Annotated in this window: 13 protein-coding genes and 1 tRNA gene; 8 read left to right on the top strand and 6 right to left on the bottom strand. The window is 59.7% G+C overall.

The features are described 5' to 3' along the window. Nucleotides 1–102: 102 nt before the first annotated feature. Nucleotides 103–1,368: an integrase arm-type DNA-binding domain-containing protein gene (locus FHW76_RS20365; protein ID WP_183476935.1), complete on the bottom strand. Its 1,266-nt coding sequence runs from the start codon at nucleotides 1,366–1,368 to the stop codon at nucleotides 103–105. A 186-nt stretch (nucleotides 1,369–1,554) separates the two neighbouring features. Next, nucleotides 1,555–1,639: transfer RNA gene (locus FHW76_RS20370), tRNA-Leu, on the bottom strand. 594 nt (nucleotides 1,640–2,233) lie between these two features. Here FHW76_RS20370 and FHW76_RS20375 point away from each other — a divergent pair. From FHW76_RS20375 to FHW76_RS20410, 8 genes are all read left to right on the top strand, one after another. After that, nucleotides 2,234–2,914 (top strand): carbonic anhydrase, encoded by a 681-nt coding sequence (locus tag FHW76_RS20375; RefSeq protein WP_183476937.1) that lies wholly within the window; start codon nucleotides 2,234–2,236, stop codon nucleotides 2,912–2,914. Beyond that, entirely contained in the window at nucleotides 2,911–4,380 is a 1,470-nt protein-coding gene (locus FHW76_RS20380; protein ID WP_183476939.1) for a SulP family inorganic anion transporter, read from the top strand. The genes FHW76_RS20375 and FHW76_RS20380 overlap by 4 nt, the downstream gene beginning before the upstream one ends. Nucleotides 4,381–4,491: 111 nt before the next feature. Beyond that, nucleotides 4,492–5,511 carry an NAD(P)-dependent alcohol dehydrogenase gene (locus FHW76_RS20385; RefSeq protein WP_008807108.1) on the top strand — a complete coding sequence of 340 codons (1,020 nt, stop codon included), beginning with the start codon at nucleotides 4,492–4,494 and terminating at the stop codon, nucleotides 5,509–5,511. A 130-nt stretch (nucleotides 5,512–5,641) separates the two neighbouring features. Beyond that, nucleotides 5,642–6,526 carry a carbohydrate ABC transporter permease gene (locus tag FHW76_RS20390; RefSeq protein ID WP_183476941.1) on the top strand — a complete coding sequence of 295 codons (885 nt, stop codon included), beginning with the start codon at nucleotides 5,642–5,644 and terminating at the stop codon, nucleotides 6,524–6,526. Continuing rightward, on the top strand, nucleotides 6,516–7,403 hold the full coding sequence (locus FHW76_RS20395; RefSeq protein ID WP_063105901.1) for a carbohydrate ABC transporter permease: 888 nt from the start codon (nucleotides 6,516–6,518) through the stop codon (nucleotides 7,401–7,403). Before FHW76_RS20390 ends, FHW76_RS20395 begins: the two co-directional genes overlap by 11 nt. A gap of 10 nt (nucleotides 7,404–7,413) precedes the next feature. Then, the gene (locus FHW76_RS20400) at nucleotides 7,414–8,238 is read left to right on the top strand and encodes a phosphodiesterase (RefSeq protein WP_023296943.1); all 825 of its coding nucleotides are present in this window, start codon (nucleotides 7,414–7,416) and stop codon (nucleotides 8,236–8,238) included. Nucleotides 8,239–8,243: 5 nt separating this feature from the next. After that, the gene (locus FHW76_RS20405; protein WP_063105902.1) at nucleotides 8,244–9,317 is read left to right on the top strand and encodes an ABC transporter ATP-binding protein; all 1,074 of its coding nucleotides are present in this window, start codon (nucleotides 8,244–8,246) and stop codon (nucleotides 9,315–9,317) included. Next, nucleotides 9,310–10,620, top strand: coding sequence for an ABC transporter substrate-binding protein (locus tag FHW76_RS20410; RefSeq protein WP_183476942.1), 1,311 nt, complete (start codon nucleotides 9,310–9,312; stop codon nucleotides 10,618–10,620). The genes FHW76_RS20405 and FHW76_RS20410 overlap by 8 nt, the downstream gene beginning before the upstream one ends. Before the next feature lie 228 nt (nucleotides 10,621–10,848). Here the strand turns inward: FHW76_RS20410 and iolE are convergent, their stop codons facing one another. The 4 genes from iolE to iolD are packed head-to-tail and all read right to left on the bottom strand — an operon-like array spanning nucleotide 10,849 to nucleotide 15,698. Next, nucleotides 10,849–11,748 (bottom strand): myo-inosose-2 dehydratase, encoded by a 900-nt coding sequence (gene iolE, locus FHW76_RS20415; protein ID WP_002886970.1) that lies wholly within the window; start codon nucleotides 11,746–11,748, stop codon nucleotides 10,849–10,851. 23 nt (nucleotides 11,749–11,771) lie between these two features. Next, nucleotides 11,772–12,656, bottom strand: a complete 885-nt coding sequence (locus FHW76_RS20420) for a sugar phosphate isomerase/epimerase family protein (protein WP_004152193.1) — start codon at nucleotides 12,654–12,656, stop codon at nucleotides 11,772–11,774. A gap of 41 nt (nucleotides 12,657–12,697) precedes the next feature. Further along, nucleotides 12,698–13,711: a Gfo/Idh/MocA family protein gene (locus tag FHW76_RS20425; RefSeq protein WP_004152192.1), complete on the bottom strand. Its 1,014-nt coding sequence runs from the start codon at nucleotides 13,709–13,711 to the stop codon at nucleotides 12,698–12,700. 46 nt (nucleotides 13,712–13,757) lie between these two features. Beyond that, on the bottom strand, nucleotides 13,758–15,698 hold the full coding sequence (gene iolD / locus FHW76_RS20430) for a 3D-(3,5/4)-trihydroxycyclohexane-1,2-dione acylhydrolase (decyclizing) (protein ID WP_008807115.1): 1,941 nt from the start codon (nucleotides 15,696–15,698) through the stop codon (nucleotides 13,758–13,760). Nucleotides 15,699–16,069 lie beyond the last annotated feature (371 nt).

Consider the following 16,069-nt stretch of genomic DNA (forward strand, 5'->3'; position numbering starts at 1 on the left):
CCCCGGCGATAACTCTGCTATTTATCACTGCCTACCAACGCATCACTTGATTTAGTCAGCCGCGTTTAGTTTAGACTCAAAGGTACAACACTAATAAACATTTCACTCACCATTACCCCGATTGATCTTCGCATAATCAAACGGTGTAATCCCTTTCTCCCGATTTGCATCCAGAAAATCAGCCCACCACTGCAACATCAGCTTGCGCTCATCCAGGTGTTCCGCTTTATGGATATACGCCGCCCTCACCGAATTGCGTTCCATATGGCTCATCTGCCTTTCCACCGCATCCTTCGACCATAGTCCTGACTCAATTAACGAACTACAGGCCATTGTGCGAAAGCCGTGACCGCAAACCTCAACTTTAGTGTCATAGCCCATCACCCGGAGCGCACTGTTTACGGTGTTCTCACTCATTGGCTTACGCGGATCATGATCGCCAATAAAGATCAACTCATGTTCGCCACAGAACTGTTTTATCTGCTTCAGGATCGCCAGCGCCTGCTTTGAAAGCGACACCAAATGCGGTGTACGCATCTTTGAACCTCGCTGAGAATGTTTCACATCAGGAATGGGCTCTCGCTCAGGTGGGATGGTCCACATTGACGTTTCAAAATCGATTTCTGACCAGCGAGCAAAACGCAGCTCACTGGAGCGAATAAAGATAAGCAGGGTAAGTTCTGTTGCCCAGCGGGTTAGCGGCCTGCCGGTATAGTTGTCTATTTTCTCAAGCAACTCAGAGATGCGCTTTAATTCCAGCGCCGGACGATGTTGTCGATTACCGGAAGCAACCGCCCCAGCCATCTCTTGTGCCGGGTTATAATCAATTAACCCACTTTGCACCGCATACCGCATGATGGCCGTAGTGCGCTGTTGAAGACGAGCAGCAACCTCAAGACGTCCAGACATCTCTACGGCTTTAATGGGCGCTAATAAATCACGAGTTTTTAACTCAGCGATATTACGCTCACCAAGCGCTGCAAAAAGATTATCTTCCAGGCTTTTTAGCACGCGATGGGCGTGATCTTCAGACCACTTTTTATTGGTGCCATGCCACTCGATCGCTACCTCTTTAAAGGTTCGTGCTTTACTCTGTTCAACCTTATCATTTTTCTTTTTGTCTCCCGGATCAACGCCATTCGCTAGTAGCTTACGCGCTTCGTCACGACGTGCTCTGGCATCCGCCAGTGTGATTTCAGGGTAAACCCCAAGTGCCAACATCTTTTGCTTGCCGTCATAACGGTACTGCAAACGCCAGTACTTAGAACCATTTGGATGGACAAGAAGGTGCATACCGCTGCCATCGGTCAGCTTATATTGCTTATCCGTTGGCTTGGCTGTTCTGACTTTGATATCTGTTAGAGCCATGCTTATCCCCTCCCTGTTGGTACAAGCATTATCGAACCGGAAATACCATCATCTATACCAACATCTGTTGGTAGATGTACGTTGATGTCGGTTGACCTTGAGAGAGTTAATATAGCGGGAAAGGTAGATAAATACTGGATTTTAGACATAAAAAAAGACCTCAGTTGAGGTCCATTTACATGCTTTTGGTGCCGAAGGCCGGACTCGAACCGGCACGTATTTCTACGGTTGATTTTGAATCAACTGCGTCTACCGATTTCGCCACTTCGGCACTGAAGGGGATGCGGAAACGTTCTGGATTATACCTGTCGGCGGCGGTCATGCAAGCGACAGCGTGTCGTCATTACGCTAAGTGTTGAAAAAAACAGCACTATCCTGCGCGGCGTCACCTTTTGCCGCTATTCCAGGGCGCCAATGCCACTAGCAACCCTCATCGTCCCCTCCCGCAAACCCAACCCCATCTGCCAGCTATACCCCTTCCCGCTCAATAACACCCAATCCCCACTCAAACTTATCTCAAATTTTTCTCACCTCACTCTCACCTGCATCCCCTTCACAATCCATCTCTCCTCAAACAAATCCCCAATATCCACTCCTCAAATATTCCCCCCAACCCCATCCACCACCATTCCCATATATTCCAGAAAGTTTTAGCCAATGCCTTTTTGTTATTCATCCGCTCCGCAGCCAAATATTAATTTCATCAATATTTTTATAACTTTACATTAATGAAAAGTTTTCTTTTTGCCGTTTATTCCAGGATTTTCCTCAGGCGTGAAGGGTTCCGGTAAACACTATTTTTACTAGTCGCTGTACGAGTCTTGATGGACATATTCACTCGATGAATTAACTCAGGAGAATACTTGTGACGACGTTAAAACCTTTGCTGGCCCGCAACCGCAGCTGGGCGCTGCAGAAATGTCAGCATGATCCGGACTATTTCGAAAAATGGATCGACGGGCAGCGGCCCCACTCGCTGTGGATCGGCTGCTCCGACAGCCGCGTGCCCGCCGAGGTGCTCACCGGCAGCCAGCCCGGCGAGCTCTTTGTCCACCGCAATATCGCCAACATGCTCGACCCCGCCGACGACAACGTCATGAGCGTCCTGCAGTATGCCCTCCACTACCTTGAGGTGGAGCGGGTGGTGCTCTGCGGCCACTACGGCTGCGGCGGCGTGCAGGCGGCGCTCTCCCTGCCCACCCTGCCGCTGGCGCAGGAGTCCTCGGCGCTGGCTCGCCGCATCGGCCAGCTGCGCCACACCCTGCATCACGAAATTGCGCAGATTGCCGATGGGTGTGGTGTGGCGGCCTCCCCCGGCGCCAGCACCAGCGCCAGCGCCGACGCGGAGCGTTCTCGCCATGCGCTGGACGCCCTGGTGGAAGCCAACGTTCGCGCCCAGTTCACCCGTCTGCTGGAGAGTGAGCCGGTGCAGACGGTGCTCGCCAGCGGGCGGCCGCTCAGCCTGCACGGCTGCGTCTACGATCTGGCTTCAGGCCATTTAACCACCCTCGTTGAACACCTCTCACCGCAGGAGCACGCCCCATGAATACGTTTCGTCAGGACTCTCTCGCCGGCATCGTCGTCTTCCTTGTCGCCCTGCCGCTGTGCCTCGGCATCGCCCAGGCCAGCGGCTTACCGCCTTTCGTCGGCCTGCTGACCGGCATCATCGGCGGCCTGGTCGTCACCGCCCTCAGCCCTTCCCGCTTCGCCGTCAGCGGCCCCGCCGCCGGACTGGTCACCATCGTCGTCGCCGCCATTGAATCCCTGGGTTCCTTCTCCGTCTTCCTGATGGCGCTGGTGCTGGCCGGCGTGCTGCAGTTGCTGTTCGGCATTCTGCGGGCCGGGCGCTTTATCTCCCTCGTTCCCGCCAGCGTCATCAAAGGCATGCTGGCGGCGATCGGCATCCTGCTGATTATGCAGCAGATCCCCGTCGCGCTCGGCACGGCGGAAGAGACCGGGCTTGCCGAAGTGGTGCAGGGCAATGCCGCTTTCTCCGTCACTGCGATTACCGTCGCCGCGGGCGGCCTGCTCGTGCTCTGGCTGTGGGGCTCGCCGCTTATCCGCCGGGTGAAGAGCCTGCGCTGGATCCCCGGGCCGCTGATCGCCGTCCTGCTCGGCTGCGTGACCACCCTGCTGCTGACCCATTTTGCGCCGCAGCAGCTGGCCGCTCTGCCGCGTATTACCCTGCCGGCGTTCGGCAGCCTCGGCGACCTGCTGGGCGAGCTGGAATCTCCGGCGTGGAGCGCGTGGCGCAATCCGTCGGTGTGGGTGGTGGCGGTAACCCTGGCGTTGGTCGCCAGCCTCGAAACCTTGCTCAGCCAGGAGGCGCTGAAAAAACTGCGCCCGCAAAACCCGCCGCCTTCGCCGAACCGCGAAATGGTCGCCCAGGGCGTCGGCAATCTGCTCTCCGGCGTGCTGGGGGCGATGCCGATCACCGCGGTGATCGTCCGCAGCTCGGTGAACGTCAGCAACGGCGCGCAGAGCAAACTGTCGATCTTTATCCACGGCGTCCTGCTGTTGATCTGCGGCCTGTGGTTTAGCGGCCTGCTAACCTTAATCCCGCTCGCCAGCCTCGCCGCCGTGCTGCTGTATACCGGCTATAAGCTGGCGACCCCGCGGCTGTTCATCGAGCAGTTCCGCCAGGGGGCGGCGCAGTACGTCCCGTTCCTCGCCACCATCGGCGGGATTATCGCCTTCGGCATGCTGGCGGGGATCGGGATTGGTCTTGCCACCCAGATGGCGTTCAGCCTCTGGCGCAGCCATCGCCACTCGCTGCAGCTGGCGCGCTACGATGACCACTACGTGCTGCGCATCCAGCAGAATCTGACCTTTATGCACAATCCGCATCTGCTGGCCCTGCTGGCGAAAATTCCGGAAAAGAGCGTGGTGATCGTCGAGCACGACAGCGTCGGCTATCTCGACCCGGACGTGCAGGCGGTGCTGGATGATTTTGCCGAGAACGCCCCGCAGCGCGGCATCCAGCTTAATCAGTGGCCGCTGGCCAGCCGCTGACCTTAACGGGCGGCTGGTCCGCCCGCTGCGCGACCCCTCCGATTGCCAAGCGCCGGGGAATACCATGCTCTACACTTTCTGGGTTATCACGCCAACCCCAAGGAAATGAACATGAGCATCATTAAAAGCTACGCCGCCAAAGAAGCGGGCGCCGATCTGTCGCTGTGGGAATACGATGCCGGCGAGCTGCAGCCGGAAGATGTCGAAGTTGAAGTGGAATACTGCGGGATCTGCCATTCGGACCTGTCGATGATCGACAACGAATGGGGGATGTCGAGCTACCCGCTGGTGGCCGGTCACGAGGTGATTGGCCGGGTGGCGGCGCTGGGCAGCGCGGCGCAGGATAAAGGGCTGAAGATTGGCCAGAAGGTCGGCATCGGCTGGACGGCGCGCAGCTGCGGCCATTGCGACGCCTGCATCAGCGGCAATCAGATCAACTGCCTGGAAGGCTCGGTGCCGACCATTCTTAACCGCGGCGGCTTCGCCAATAAGTTGCGCGCTGACTGGCAGTGGGTGATCCCCCTGCCGGAGAGCATCGATCTGGCGTCCGCCGGCCCGATGCTGTGCGGCGGCATCACCGTCTTTAAACCGCTGCTGACCCACCACGTCACCGCCACCAGCCGCGTCGGGGTGATCGGCATCGGCGGCCTCGGCCATATCGCCATTAAGCTGCTGCGGGCGATGGGCGCGGAAGTGACCGCCTTCAGCTCCAACCCTGCGAAAGAGCAGGAAGTGCTGGCGATGGGCGCCGATCGCGTGGTCAACAGCCGCGATCCGGAAGCCTTAAAAGCGCTGGCCGGTCAGTTTGACCTGATCATCAACACCGTGGCGGTGGATCTCGACTGGCAGCCGTACTTCGAAGCCCTGGCTTACGGCGGCAACTTCCATACCGTCGGCGCGGTGATGAAGCCGTTCCCGGTGCCGGCCTTTACCCTTATCGGCGGCGACCGCAGTATCTCCGGCTCGGCGACCGGTAACCCGTCCGAACTGCGCAGGCTGATGAAGTTTGCCGGGCGCAGCAAAGTGGCCCCGACCACCGAGCTGTTCCCGATGTCGCAGATTAACGAAGCGCTGAAGCACGTTCGCGAAGGCAAAGCCCGCTACCGCGCGGTGCTGAAAGCCGACTTCTGATGGTTCTCTCCCGCCGGGCGGCCCGCTCGCCCGGCGTTTTCCCCGTCGCTTCATCAAACCGTCATCTCCCCGCCATGCCTCTGTAGTCATTGCTTCCCACAATCCGGGCTTCGATAAATGGCTGAACGAGATGCGCGTCACCATGAGAAAGACCTGGCTTCCCTGGCTGATCCTGTCGCCTTCCCTGCTGTTTTTACTGCTGTTTACCTGGTTCCCGCTGGGGCGTTCGGTGTATGACAGCCTGTTTGATACCCGCATGGCCAACGACGGCGCGCAGTACGTCGGGCTGGATAACTTCGCCCGCCTGTTTGCCGATAACGTCTTCTGGCAGTCGCTTGGCAATAACCTGCTCTATATCCTGCTGACGGTGGTGCCCGGGGTGACCCTCGCCCTGCTGCTGGCAGTCGCCCTGAGCGAGAACCATCGCGTCAACCGCTGGCTGCGCACCGCCTTTTTCTTCCCGATGATTATCCCGATGGTCAGCGCCGCCGCGCTGTGGCTGTTTATCTTTATGCCCGGCCTCGGCCTGCTCGACCACTATCTGGCGAAGCTGTTCGGGCCGATGAACAACAACTGGCTGGGGCGCAGCAACAGCGCGCTGCTGGCCCTGGCGCTGATCGGCGTGTGGAAGTTCGCCGGCTACTACATGCTGTTTTTCCTCGCCGGGCTGCAGAGCATTCCGGCCTCGACACGGGAAGCGGCGCTGATGGAGGGGGCTACCCGCACGCAGGTCTTTTTTAAGGTCACGTTACCGCTGCTGCGCCCGACGCTGAGCTTTGTGATCACCACCGCGCTGATCTACTCCATCACCCAGATTGACCACGTGGCGGTGATGACCCGCGGCGGGCCCGACAACGCCACCACCGTGCTGCTCTATTACATTCAGAATCTCGCCTGGGATACCCACGACCTTGGTAAAGCCTCCGCCGCCACCTTCCTGACCCTGGCCGGGCTGTTCGCCTTCTCGCTGATTAACCTGAAACTGCTGGAGAAAGGAGCCCACTATGAGCGCTGATATCTCGCCGCTGCTGGTCCGCTCGCCCACCGCTACGCGTCCGCTGTGGCTGCGCCTGCGCCGCTCGTCGCCCTTTACGCTCACAGTATTAATGTGCTGCCTGGCGCTGCTGTGGGTCAGCCCGTTTATCTGGATGCTGGCGACCTCGTTCAGCGCCACCACCTTCGGCGACGATATGGCGTCGCTGCTGCCCCGCCTGCCGCTGACCCTCGATAACTTCCGCGACGCCTGGAACAGCGCCGACTGGCTGAGCCTGTATGCCAACACCATTATCTTCACCTTCGGCACCTTCTTCGTGCAGCTGTTGACCATCACCACCGCCGGGTACGTCTTCGCCTGTCACGAATTTCGCGGCAAGCAGACGCTGTTTCTCCTGTTCCTGGTGCAGCTGATGATCATGCCGGTGGTGATGATGGTACCGAACATGCTGACCCTGAAAACCTTCGGCCTGCTCAACACCCTCACCGGGGTGATGATGCCCTACTTCACCTCGGCGTTCGGCGTGTTCCTGATGCGTCAGGCGTTCCTCGCCATCCCGAAAGAGCTGGAGGAGGCGGCGCTGATGGAGGGCTGCCGCTGGTGGCAGGTGCTGTTCCGCGTGCTGCTGCCGATGTCCTGGCCGTCGGTGCTGGCCTTCGCCACCGTCAGCATTACCTACCACTGGAACGAGTACCTGTGGCCGCTGATGATGCTCAACGATCCCGATAAGCAGGTGCTGACCGTCGGGCTGGTCTCCTTCGCCATGGGCGCCGAATCCGGCGGCCAGTGGGGCACCATCGGCGCCGGGACGCTGATGGTCTGCCTGCCGCTGATGCTGGCGTTCATCCTTTTTCAGAAACAGTTCCTGCGGAGCTTCGGCTTCTCCGGGATCAAATAAGGAGTGATTCATGCTGTTAGCGCACATTTCCGATACCCATTTCCGCAGCCGCGGCGAGAAGCTGTACGGCTTTATCGACGTCAATGCCGCCAATGCCGACGTGGTCTCCCAGCTTAACGCGCTGCGCGAACGCCCGGACGCGGTGGTGGTGAGCGGGGATATCGTCAACTGCGGCCGCCCGGAGGAGTATCAGGTGGCCCGCCAGATCCTCGGCAGCCTGAACTATCCGCTGTATCTGATCCCCGGCAACCACGACGACAAAGCCCATTTTCTGGAGCATCTTCACCCGCTGTGCCCGCAGCTGGGCAACGATCCGCAAAATATGCGCTATGCGGTGGATGACTTCGCCACCCGCCTGCTGTTTATCGACTCCAGTCATGCCGGCACGTCAAAAGGCTGGCTGACCGACGAGACCATCGGCTGGCTGGAAGCGCAGCTGTTCGAGGGCGGCGACAAACCGGCAACGGTGTTTATGCACCACCCGCCGCTGCCGCTGGGCAATGCGCAGATGGACCCGATCGCCTGCGAAAACGGCCACCGTCTGCTGGCACTGGTGGAGCGTTTCCCGTCGCTGACGCGCATCTTCTGCGGCCATAACCACAGCCTGACCATGACCCAGTATCGCCAGGCGCTGATCTCCACCATTCCCGGCACCGTCCATCAGGTGCCGTACTGCCACGAAGACACCCGGCCCTATTACGACCTCTCCCCGGCCTCGTGTCTGATGCACCGTCAGGTCGGTGAGCAGTGGGTGAGCTACCAGCACTCGCTGGCCCACTACGCCGGCCCCTGGCTGTACGACGAAAACATCAGTTGCCCAACGGAAGAGCGCTAACCGCCATGCTCAGTCTGCAAAATATCAGTAAACGTTTCGACGGCAAACCGGCGCTCAGCGCCCTGTCGCTGGATATTCACGAAGGCGAATTCGTGGTGCTGGTTGGCCCGTCGGGCTGCGGGAAAAGCACCCTGCTGCGCCTGCTCGCCGGCCTGGAGCAGGTCAGCGAAGGCCAAATCTGGCTGCATGATGAGAACATTACCGCCACCACGCCGCGCGAGCGCAACTTCGCGATGATCTTCCAGAACTATGCCCTGTTCCCCCATCTGTCGGTGCGCGACAACATCACCTTCGGCATGAAGGTGCGCAAGGAAGAGAAAAGCAGCTGGCAGCCACGGGTGGATAAAGTGGCGCAGATGCTGCAGCTGGAGGCGCTGCTCGACCGCAAACCGGCGAAGCTCTCCGGCGGCCAGCGCCAGCGGGTGGCGATGGCCCGGGCGATCGTGCGCAATCCGCGGCTGTTCCTGATGGACGAGCCGCTCTCCAACCTCGACGCCCGCCTGCGCAGCGAAGTGCGCGACAGCATTATGGCCCTCCATCAGCAGCTGAAAACCAGCACCATCTATGTGACCCACGACCAGACCGAGGCGATGTCGATGGCCGACCGCATCGTGGTAATGAACGGCGGCCACGTACAGCAGGTCGGGCGTCCGGAGTATCTGTATGCCAATCCGGCCAACCTGTTCGTCGCCGGATTTATCGGTTCGCCGGCGATGAACCTCTTGTCGCTGCCCTGCGTCGACGGAGCAGTACTGTTGGGAGAACAGCGCCATCCGCTGCCGCCGCGCCACCGTGATCAGACCCGCGTCTGGCTGGGCGTTCGCCCGGAACATATTACCGACCGCGTGGAGGAGGGCCATCTGCGCCTGCCGGCCACCGTTCTGCAACGAGAACTGATGGGAGCCGATTACCTGCTCCACGTCAGCACCCCGATCGGCACCCTGCGCTTTAGCCGCCGCCACCGCGGCACGGTGCCGGAGAAAGGCGAGTCGCTACTGGTCGGCTTTTCGCCTGCCGATGTGCATCTTTTTCATGCTGAGACCCAGCATAATTTACTGATGGAGTGTAATCATGTTTAAACCCTTAACCGCCCTGACGGTTGGGCTCAGCCTCGCTCTGAGCGGCGCGGCGCTGGCGAAAGAGAAAATAGACTTCATGTTTCCGGCCCCGGTAGACGGCAAGCTGACCATGGAGATGACCCGCGTTATTAAAGCGTTCAACGACTCGCAGCAGGATGTCGAAGTACGCGGCATCTTCACCGGTAATTATGACACCACCAAGATCAAAGCCGAATCCGCACAGAAGGCCGGCCAGCCGCCGGCGCTGGTGATCATGTCCGCCAACTTCACCACCGATCTGGCGCTAAAGGATGAGATCCTGCCGATGGACGAGCTGTTTAAATATGGCGATCAAAAGGCTGGCGATTTTCTGCAAAAGGAATTCTGGCCCGCGATGCATCAGAACGCCCAGGTGATGGGCACCACCTATGCGATCCCGTTCCATAACTCGACGCCGATCCTCTACTACAACAAGACGATGTTCGATCAGGCCGGGATCAAACAGCCGCCGCAGACCTGGGCCGAGCTGCTGGCTGATGCCAAAAAGCTGACCGACGAGAGCAAAGGCCAGTGGGGGATCATGCTGCCGTCGACCAACGACGACTACGGCGGCTGGATCTTCTCGGCGCTGGTACGCGCCAACGGCGGGAAATACTTTAACGAAGACTATCCTGGCGAGGTCTATTACAACTCGCCGACCGCCATCGGCGCCCTGCGCTTCTGGCAGGATCTGATCTACAAGGACAAGGTGATGCCGTCCGGGGTGCTGAACTCGAAGCAGATCAGCGCCGCGTTCTTCTCCGGCAAGCTCGGGATGGCGATGCTCAGCACCGGCGCGCTGGGCTTTATGCGCGAGAACAGCAAAGACTTTGAGCTTGGAGTGGCGATGCTGCCGGCCAAAGAGCAGCGTGCGGTGCCGATCGGCGGCGCCAGCCTGGTGAGCTTTAAAGACATCAACGAGGCGCAGAAGAAAGCGGCGTATCAGTTCCTGACCTATCTGGTGAGCCCCGACGTGAACGGCGCGTGGAGCCGCTTTACCGGCTACTTCTCGCCGCGCAAGGCGTCATACGATACGCCGGAGATGAAGGCCTATCTGCAGCAGGATCCGCGGGCGGCGATCGCGCTTGAGCAGCTGAAGTACGCCCATCCGTGGTACTCCACCTGGGAGACCGTGGCGGTGCGTAAGGCGATGGAGAACCAGCTGGCGGCGGTGGTCAATGATGCCAAAGTGACGCCGGAAGCGGCGGTTCAGGCGGCGCAGAAGGAAGCCGATGCGCTGATGAAACCTTATGTGGATAATACCGCGCTGGCGGAAGTGAAGTGACGCTTTACCCGTCATCGTCACCCTCACCCTGGCCCTCTCCCTGAGGGAGAGGGGACGGTACGGCGCCGTGGTTGAGCCCTGAGTCCGGGAGTGGGAACTGTCCGGCGCCGTGGTTGAGCCCTGGGCCCGGGAGAGGGAACTGTCCGGCGCTGTGGTTAAGCCCTGAGTCCGGTTGAGGAAGGAAAAAAAGCAGGCCATACCCGGTATGGCCTGAAAATGTCACAACGATTAGATCCCTGCCGTTTCGCGGATATATTTGCGCGCTTTGACGGCGTATTCGAAAGGATTGGCCAGGGCAGGATCCTGCTCGGCTTCCACCACCATCCAGCCTTTATAGCCAAAGTCGTCCAGCAGCTTGAACACCGGACGGAAATCGATCACCCCGTCGCCCGGGACGGTGAAGGTGCCTTTTTTCACGCCGTCGAGGAACGACAGGCCGTCGCGGCGCACCTGGTCGATCACCGGCGGACGGACGTCTTTCAGGTGAACGTGGTTGATGCGCGGCAGATACTTTTTGAGGATCGCCAGCATCGGCGCTTCGCCGCCTTCGGAATACCAGGCATGGCCGGTGTCGAACAGCAGGAAGACGCGCTCGTCCACCAGCGACATAAATTTGTCGATTTCCGCGGTGGTCTGAATGCCGGTGCCCATGTGGTGGTGCAGACAGACCTGCATCCCCTTCTCCGCCGCCAGGCGGCCGAGGGTGTTATAGCCTTCCGCTACCCGCTGCCACTCTTCGTCGCTGAAGCACGGCTTCGCATCGCCGAGGATCGGTTTATCCAGCCCCTGGATGCTGCCGCTCTGCTCGGAGCAGCCAATCACTTTCGCCCCCATCGCATGAAGGAAGTTCATGTGATTGACGAATTCATCAATGGTTTTTTCCCGCTGGCCGTTGGCGAAAAAGGTGCTGAACCAGGCGTTGCAGATCTGAATGCCGCGGATATCCAGCATCGGCTTGAGGACCGCAGGGTCGCGCGGATATTTGCTGCCGACTTCGCTGCCGGTAAAACCGGCCAGCGCCATTTCGCTGACGATCTGCTGGAAAGTGTTTTCGCTGCCAAGCTCCGGCATATCATCGTTAGTCCAGCCGATCGGGGCGATAGCCAGTTTGACGTTATCTTTGTTCATAGTAGGGCTCCTGCCGCTGCGCCTTACCGGCGCAGCAATTCACGTTCAATAAGTTCACGGGTTTCCACTGCCTGGTATTTCATTTTTTCCGGGTAGCCAAACAGCGAGGTGGCGACAATCGGCTCCCCGCCGACCTTGAAGGTCTGCTCGGCGAATTTCATTTCGCGCAGGGTGCGGAACAGCGCGTCGAAATCCACATCCCCTTCCCCGACGCCTACGTGCTGGTGCACCACGGCATCCACGCCCGGCGGGTTAACGATATAGCGGCAATGTTTCGTATGGTTGCGGGTATCCGCAATCAGGACATGGGAGAGATCGCTCCCGGCATAGCGCAGCATGCTCGCCACATCGCCGACGCCTTTGTCGTAGAAAAAGGTGTGCGGCACGCTGTAGACGTACTTCACGTTATCGCTGCGGAACGACTTCACAATATCGACGGTTTCATTGTTCTCTTCGCAGAAATCCCAGGGATGCGCCTGGATCTCCACGCGGATGCCTTCCCGCTCAAAAATCGGCAACAGCTCTTCCATTGAGCGATAGAACATTTCATCGCAGATTTCGGGCTGATTCGGATCGCCGGAGAACTCGGTGTTGATCACCTGAACGCCCATCTCCACCGCAATTTCCACCAGCCGTTTCCAGTTTTTCACCGCCGCCTGACGGCGCAGTTCGTCCGGGCCAGACCAGCGGTAGACGCAGATAAACGACGACAGCTCAAGGCCGGTATCGCGCAGCGCCTGCTTGTACTCCGCCATGATCTCCCGGCTGGCGCGCGGGTGCTTGTAGAACGGGTTAATCTGCGGGTGCGGCGACTGTTCAATGTACTTGTAGCCCCACTCCGCTACCTGATGGACCATGCGTGTGATCCCGAGGTCCTTAATCACATCCACATCAAAGGCAATTTTCATCGTCGTTACCTGTGCAAAGAAGTTCCGTCAGCAAAACGCGCTTAACGTTTGTAGAATGCCGGGCACTCAGGCAGCGTCACCTCAACCGGCTCGCTGGTTCCCTGCGCTTTAATGCAGGCGTCCGCCGCCACCGACGCCGCGTAGCCGTCCCAGGCCGACGGGCCGTGCAGTTGGCCGGCTTTGACGTCGTTGATAAAGGCCTGCAGCTCGACGTCGTAGGCTTTGATAAAGCGGTCTTTCCAGTCGGTCAGAATGGCGGTCGACAGACTGGCGGACTTGCGCATCTGGACGGCAGACGGCTCCGGCAGACGGGCAATCCCGGTTTCGCCGACCACTTCGCACTGGATGTCATACCCGTACTGGCAGTTCACAAACACTTCGACGTCGATCAGGGTGCCTTTTTTGGTTTCAAAGGAGACGATCTGCGGATCTTTCAGGCGCGCATGGGTGTGCGAGGTGGAGCGCGGGAAGCGCACCTGCACGGAACGGTAGTCATCGTTCAGCAGCCAGCGCAGCACGTCCAGCTCGTGGATCAGGGTGTTGGTGATCGCCATATCGGTGGTGTAGTTCTCGCCGACTGACTGGTTGCGGTGGGCGCAGCGCAGCATCAGCGGCGCGCCGATATCGCCATCGTCGATCACTTTTTTCAGCGCCAGATAGCCTTCGTCGTACGGGCGCATAAAGCCAACCTGCACCAGACGACGGCCGGCCTTCATTTCAGCATCAACGATGCGGCGGCAGCCTTCCGCAGACATCGCCAGCGGTTTTTCGCAGAACACCGGCTTACCAGCGGCGATGGCAGCCAGGGTGTACTCTTCGTGGGTCGGGTCCCAGGAGGTGACCAGGATGGCATCGACATCGCTGGCGTTAATCACGTCGTGGCCGTCGGCGTAGACTTCCGCCTGCACGCCCGGCAGCGCGACCGCCGCACGGGCGTTGTCGGCATTGATATCAGACACCGCCACAACGGTGGCGCCCTGCAGAACCTGGGTGCAGCGACGGATGTGTTCTTTACCGATAGCGCCAGCGCCGATGACACCTAATTTGAGCGACATAATGGTTTTCTCCGTAAGTCTGTAGGATTCAGGGTAGAGGTTCGTTTTAGTAATCACGCGCCTGGGCGCGCTTTTCATTAATCATTTGCGCCACCTTGCGGATCCGCTCTGAGAGCGCCGTCTGGGCGACTCCGACGTTCCACCAGCTGCCGTATTTGTGCACCATGGTCTTCGGCAGCACTTTAATATCAATCAGGGTGCTGACCGTTTCGCGACGGGCGGCGTCCAGTGCGTGGCGCAGTTCGTCCAGGGTGGTGACGCGCCAGGTTTTGCAGCCGTAGCCGGCGGCGATGGTGGCGAAGTCCACCGGCACCAGGCCGCCCTGCAGCTGGCCGGTTTCCGGCTGGCGGTAGCGGAACTCGGTGCCGAAGCTGTCCATCCCGTGCTCCATCTGCAGGTTGTTGATGCAGCCGTTGGCCATGTTGTCGAACAGCACGACGTTGATCTTCGCCCGCTCCTGCAGGGAGGTGACCAGCTCAGAGTGCAGCATCATGAAGGAGCCATCGCCGACCAGGGAGTAGACTTCGCTCTGCGGCTGCGCCAGCTTCACGCCCAGCGCGGCGTTGACTTCGTATCCCATGCAGGAGTAGCCGTACTCCACGTGGTAGGTGTTTTCCGCGCGGTTGCGCCAGACGCGCTGCAGATCGCCGGGCAGGCTGCCCGCCGCCGCGACGATCACCGCCTCGGCCGGCAGCGTTTCATTCAGTACCCCAAGGACGCTGCTCTGGGTCAGGGTGGAGTCGGTGATCTGGCGGAACTCGCGATACACCGATTCGCGATCGAGATGATCGTCGATCTCCGGCACAAAGGATTTTTCCTGCCACACCGCCTGGTAGACGCGCTGGGTCTCTTTTAACTGACGACTCTGCACGCTCTCGATCTGCGCGCCCCAGCCGGCCTGCCAGCCGCTGTCCGCCAGCCCCGCGTCGAGGGCGGTCATCGCTTCCCGGGCGTCCGCCAGCATGGCAATGCCGTCCAGCTTCCAGGCGTCGAAGTTGCTGACGTTAATATTCAGGAAACGCACCTCCGGGTGCTGGAAAATCCATTTCGAGGCGGTGGTAAAATCGCTGAAACGGGTGCCGACGCCGATCACCAGGTCGGCCTCTTTCGCCAGCAGGTTCGCCGCCAGGCAGCCCGTCTCGCCGACGCCACCGACGTTCAGGGGGTGAGACGAGACCACCGTCCCCTTCCCGGCCTGGGTTTCGGCGAAGGGCACCCCGTAGCGCTCGGCGAAACGGGACAGCGCTTCGCCCGCGCCGGAGTATTTCACCCCACCGCCGCAGACGATCAGCGGTTTACGGCTGGCTTTGATGGCCGCGACGGCGTCCGCCAGCTGCGCGGCGCTGGCCGGGCGGCGGTCGAGACGGTGCACGCGGCGCGCAAAGAAGGATTCCGGGTAGTCCCAGGCTTCGCCCTGCACATCCTGCGGCAGGCACAGCGTCACCGCGCCGGTTTCCGCCGGGTCGGTCAGGACGCGCATGGCGTTGATGCAGGCGCTCATCAGCTGTTCCGGGCGGGTAATACGGTCCCAGTATTTGCTGACTGCGCGGAAAGCGTCATTGGTGCTGATGCTGAGATCGTAGCTCTGTTCAATCTGCTGGAGCACCGGGTCCGGCTGGCGGGTGGCGAAAACATCGCCTGGCAGCAACAGCAGCGGAATGCGATTGGCGCTGGCGGTGCCGGCGGCGGTGATCATGTTGGCCGCTCCCGGACCGATGGAGGAGGTGCAGGCGATAATCTGCCGGCGCAGGGCCTGGCGGGCAAAACCGGTGGCCGCGTGGGCCATCCCCTGCTCGTTACGCCCCTGATAGACGCGCATATCGCCGCTGTCCTGCTCCAGCGCCTGCCCCAGCCCCAGGACGTTGCCATGGCCGAAAATCGCGAAAATGCCTTTCACGAATTTCAGCTCTACGCCATCCACTTCCAGGTACTGGTTATCGAGGAACTTCACCAGCGCCTGCGCCGTTGTCAGTCTCAGTTTGCCCATGATGCACAATCCTTATTGTTCAGTATTTGTGTGTGGCGTCGCGCCGATGCCGCCGGGGCCGTCGTTCACGTCACTGGAATACCTGTGGATTATAGGCAAACATTTTTTTCATTAAATACAAATACAGAAGAAATATTTCATTTTGCGAGAGGGATCAAACTCTCTACCCATTTCATACGTTTCACTTACATTCCAGACACGTTTTCGGACCCTTTTTTGCCGCGCCACACGACAATATCCCCTTAAAAATCATAGGTAAAGAAACCGCTTCCGGCGTTTCACTTTCCCCTGGGGCGACAGAGGGGCCGATCCACGCTCGCGCGAGGCTCAGTGCGGCAGAGTGGTAGATCCCTCACACTTTTGGTTTTTTA

Source organism: Klebsiella sp. RC2, from assembly GCF_014192815.1.
Lineage (GTDB): Bacteria > Pseudomonadota > Gammaproteobacteria > Enterobacterales > Enterobacteriaceae > Klebsiella > Klebsiella variicola.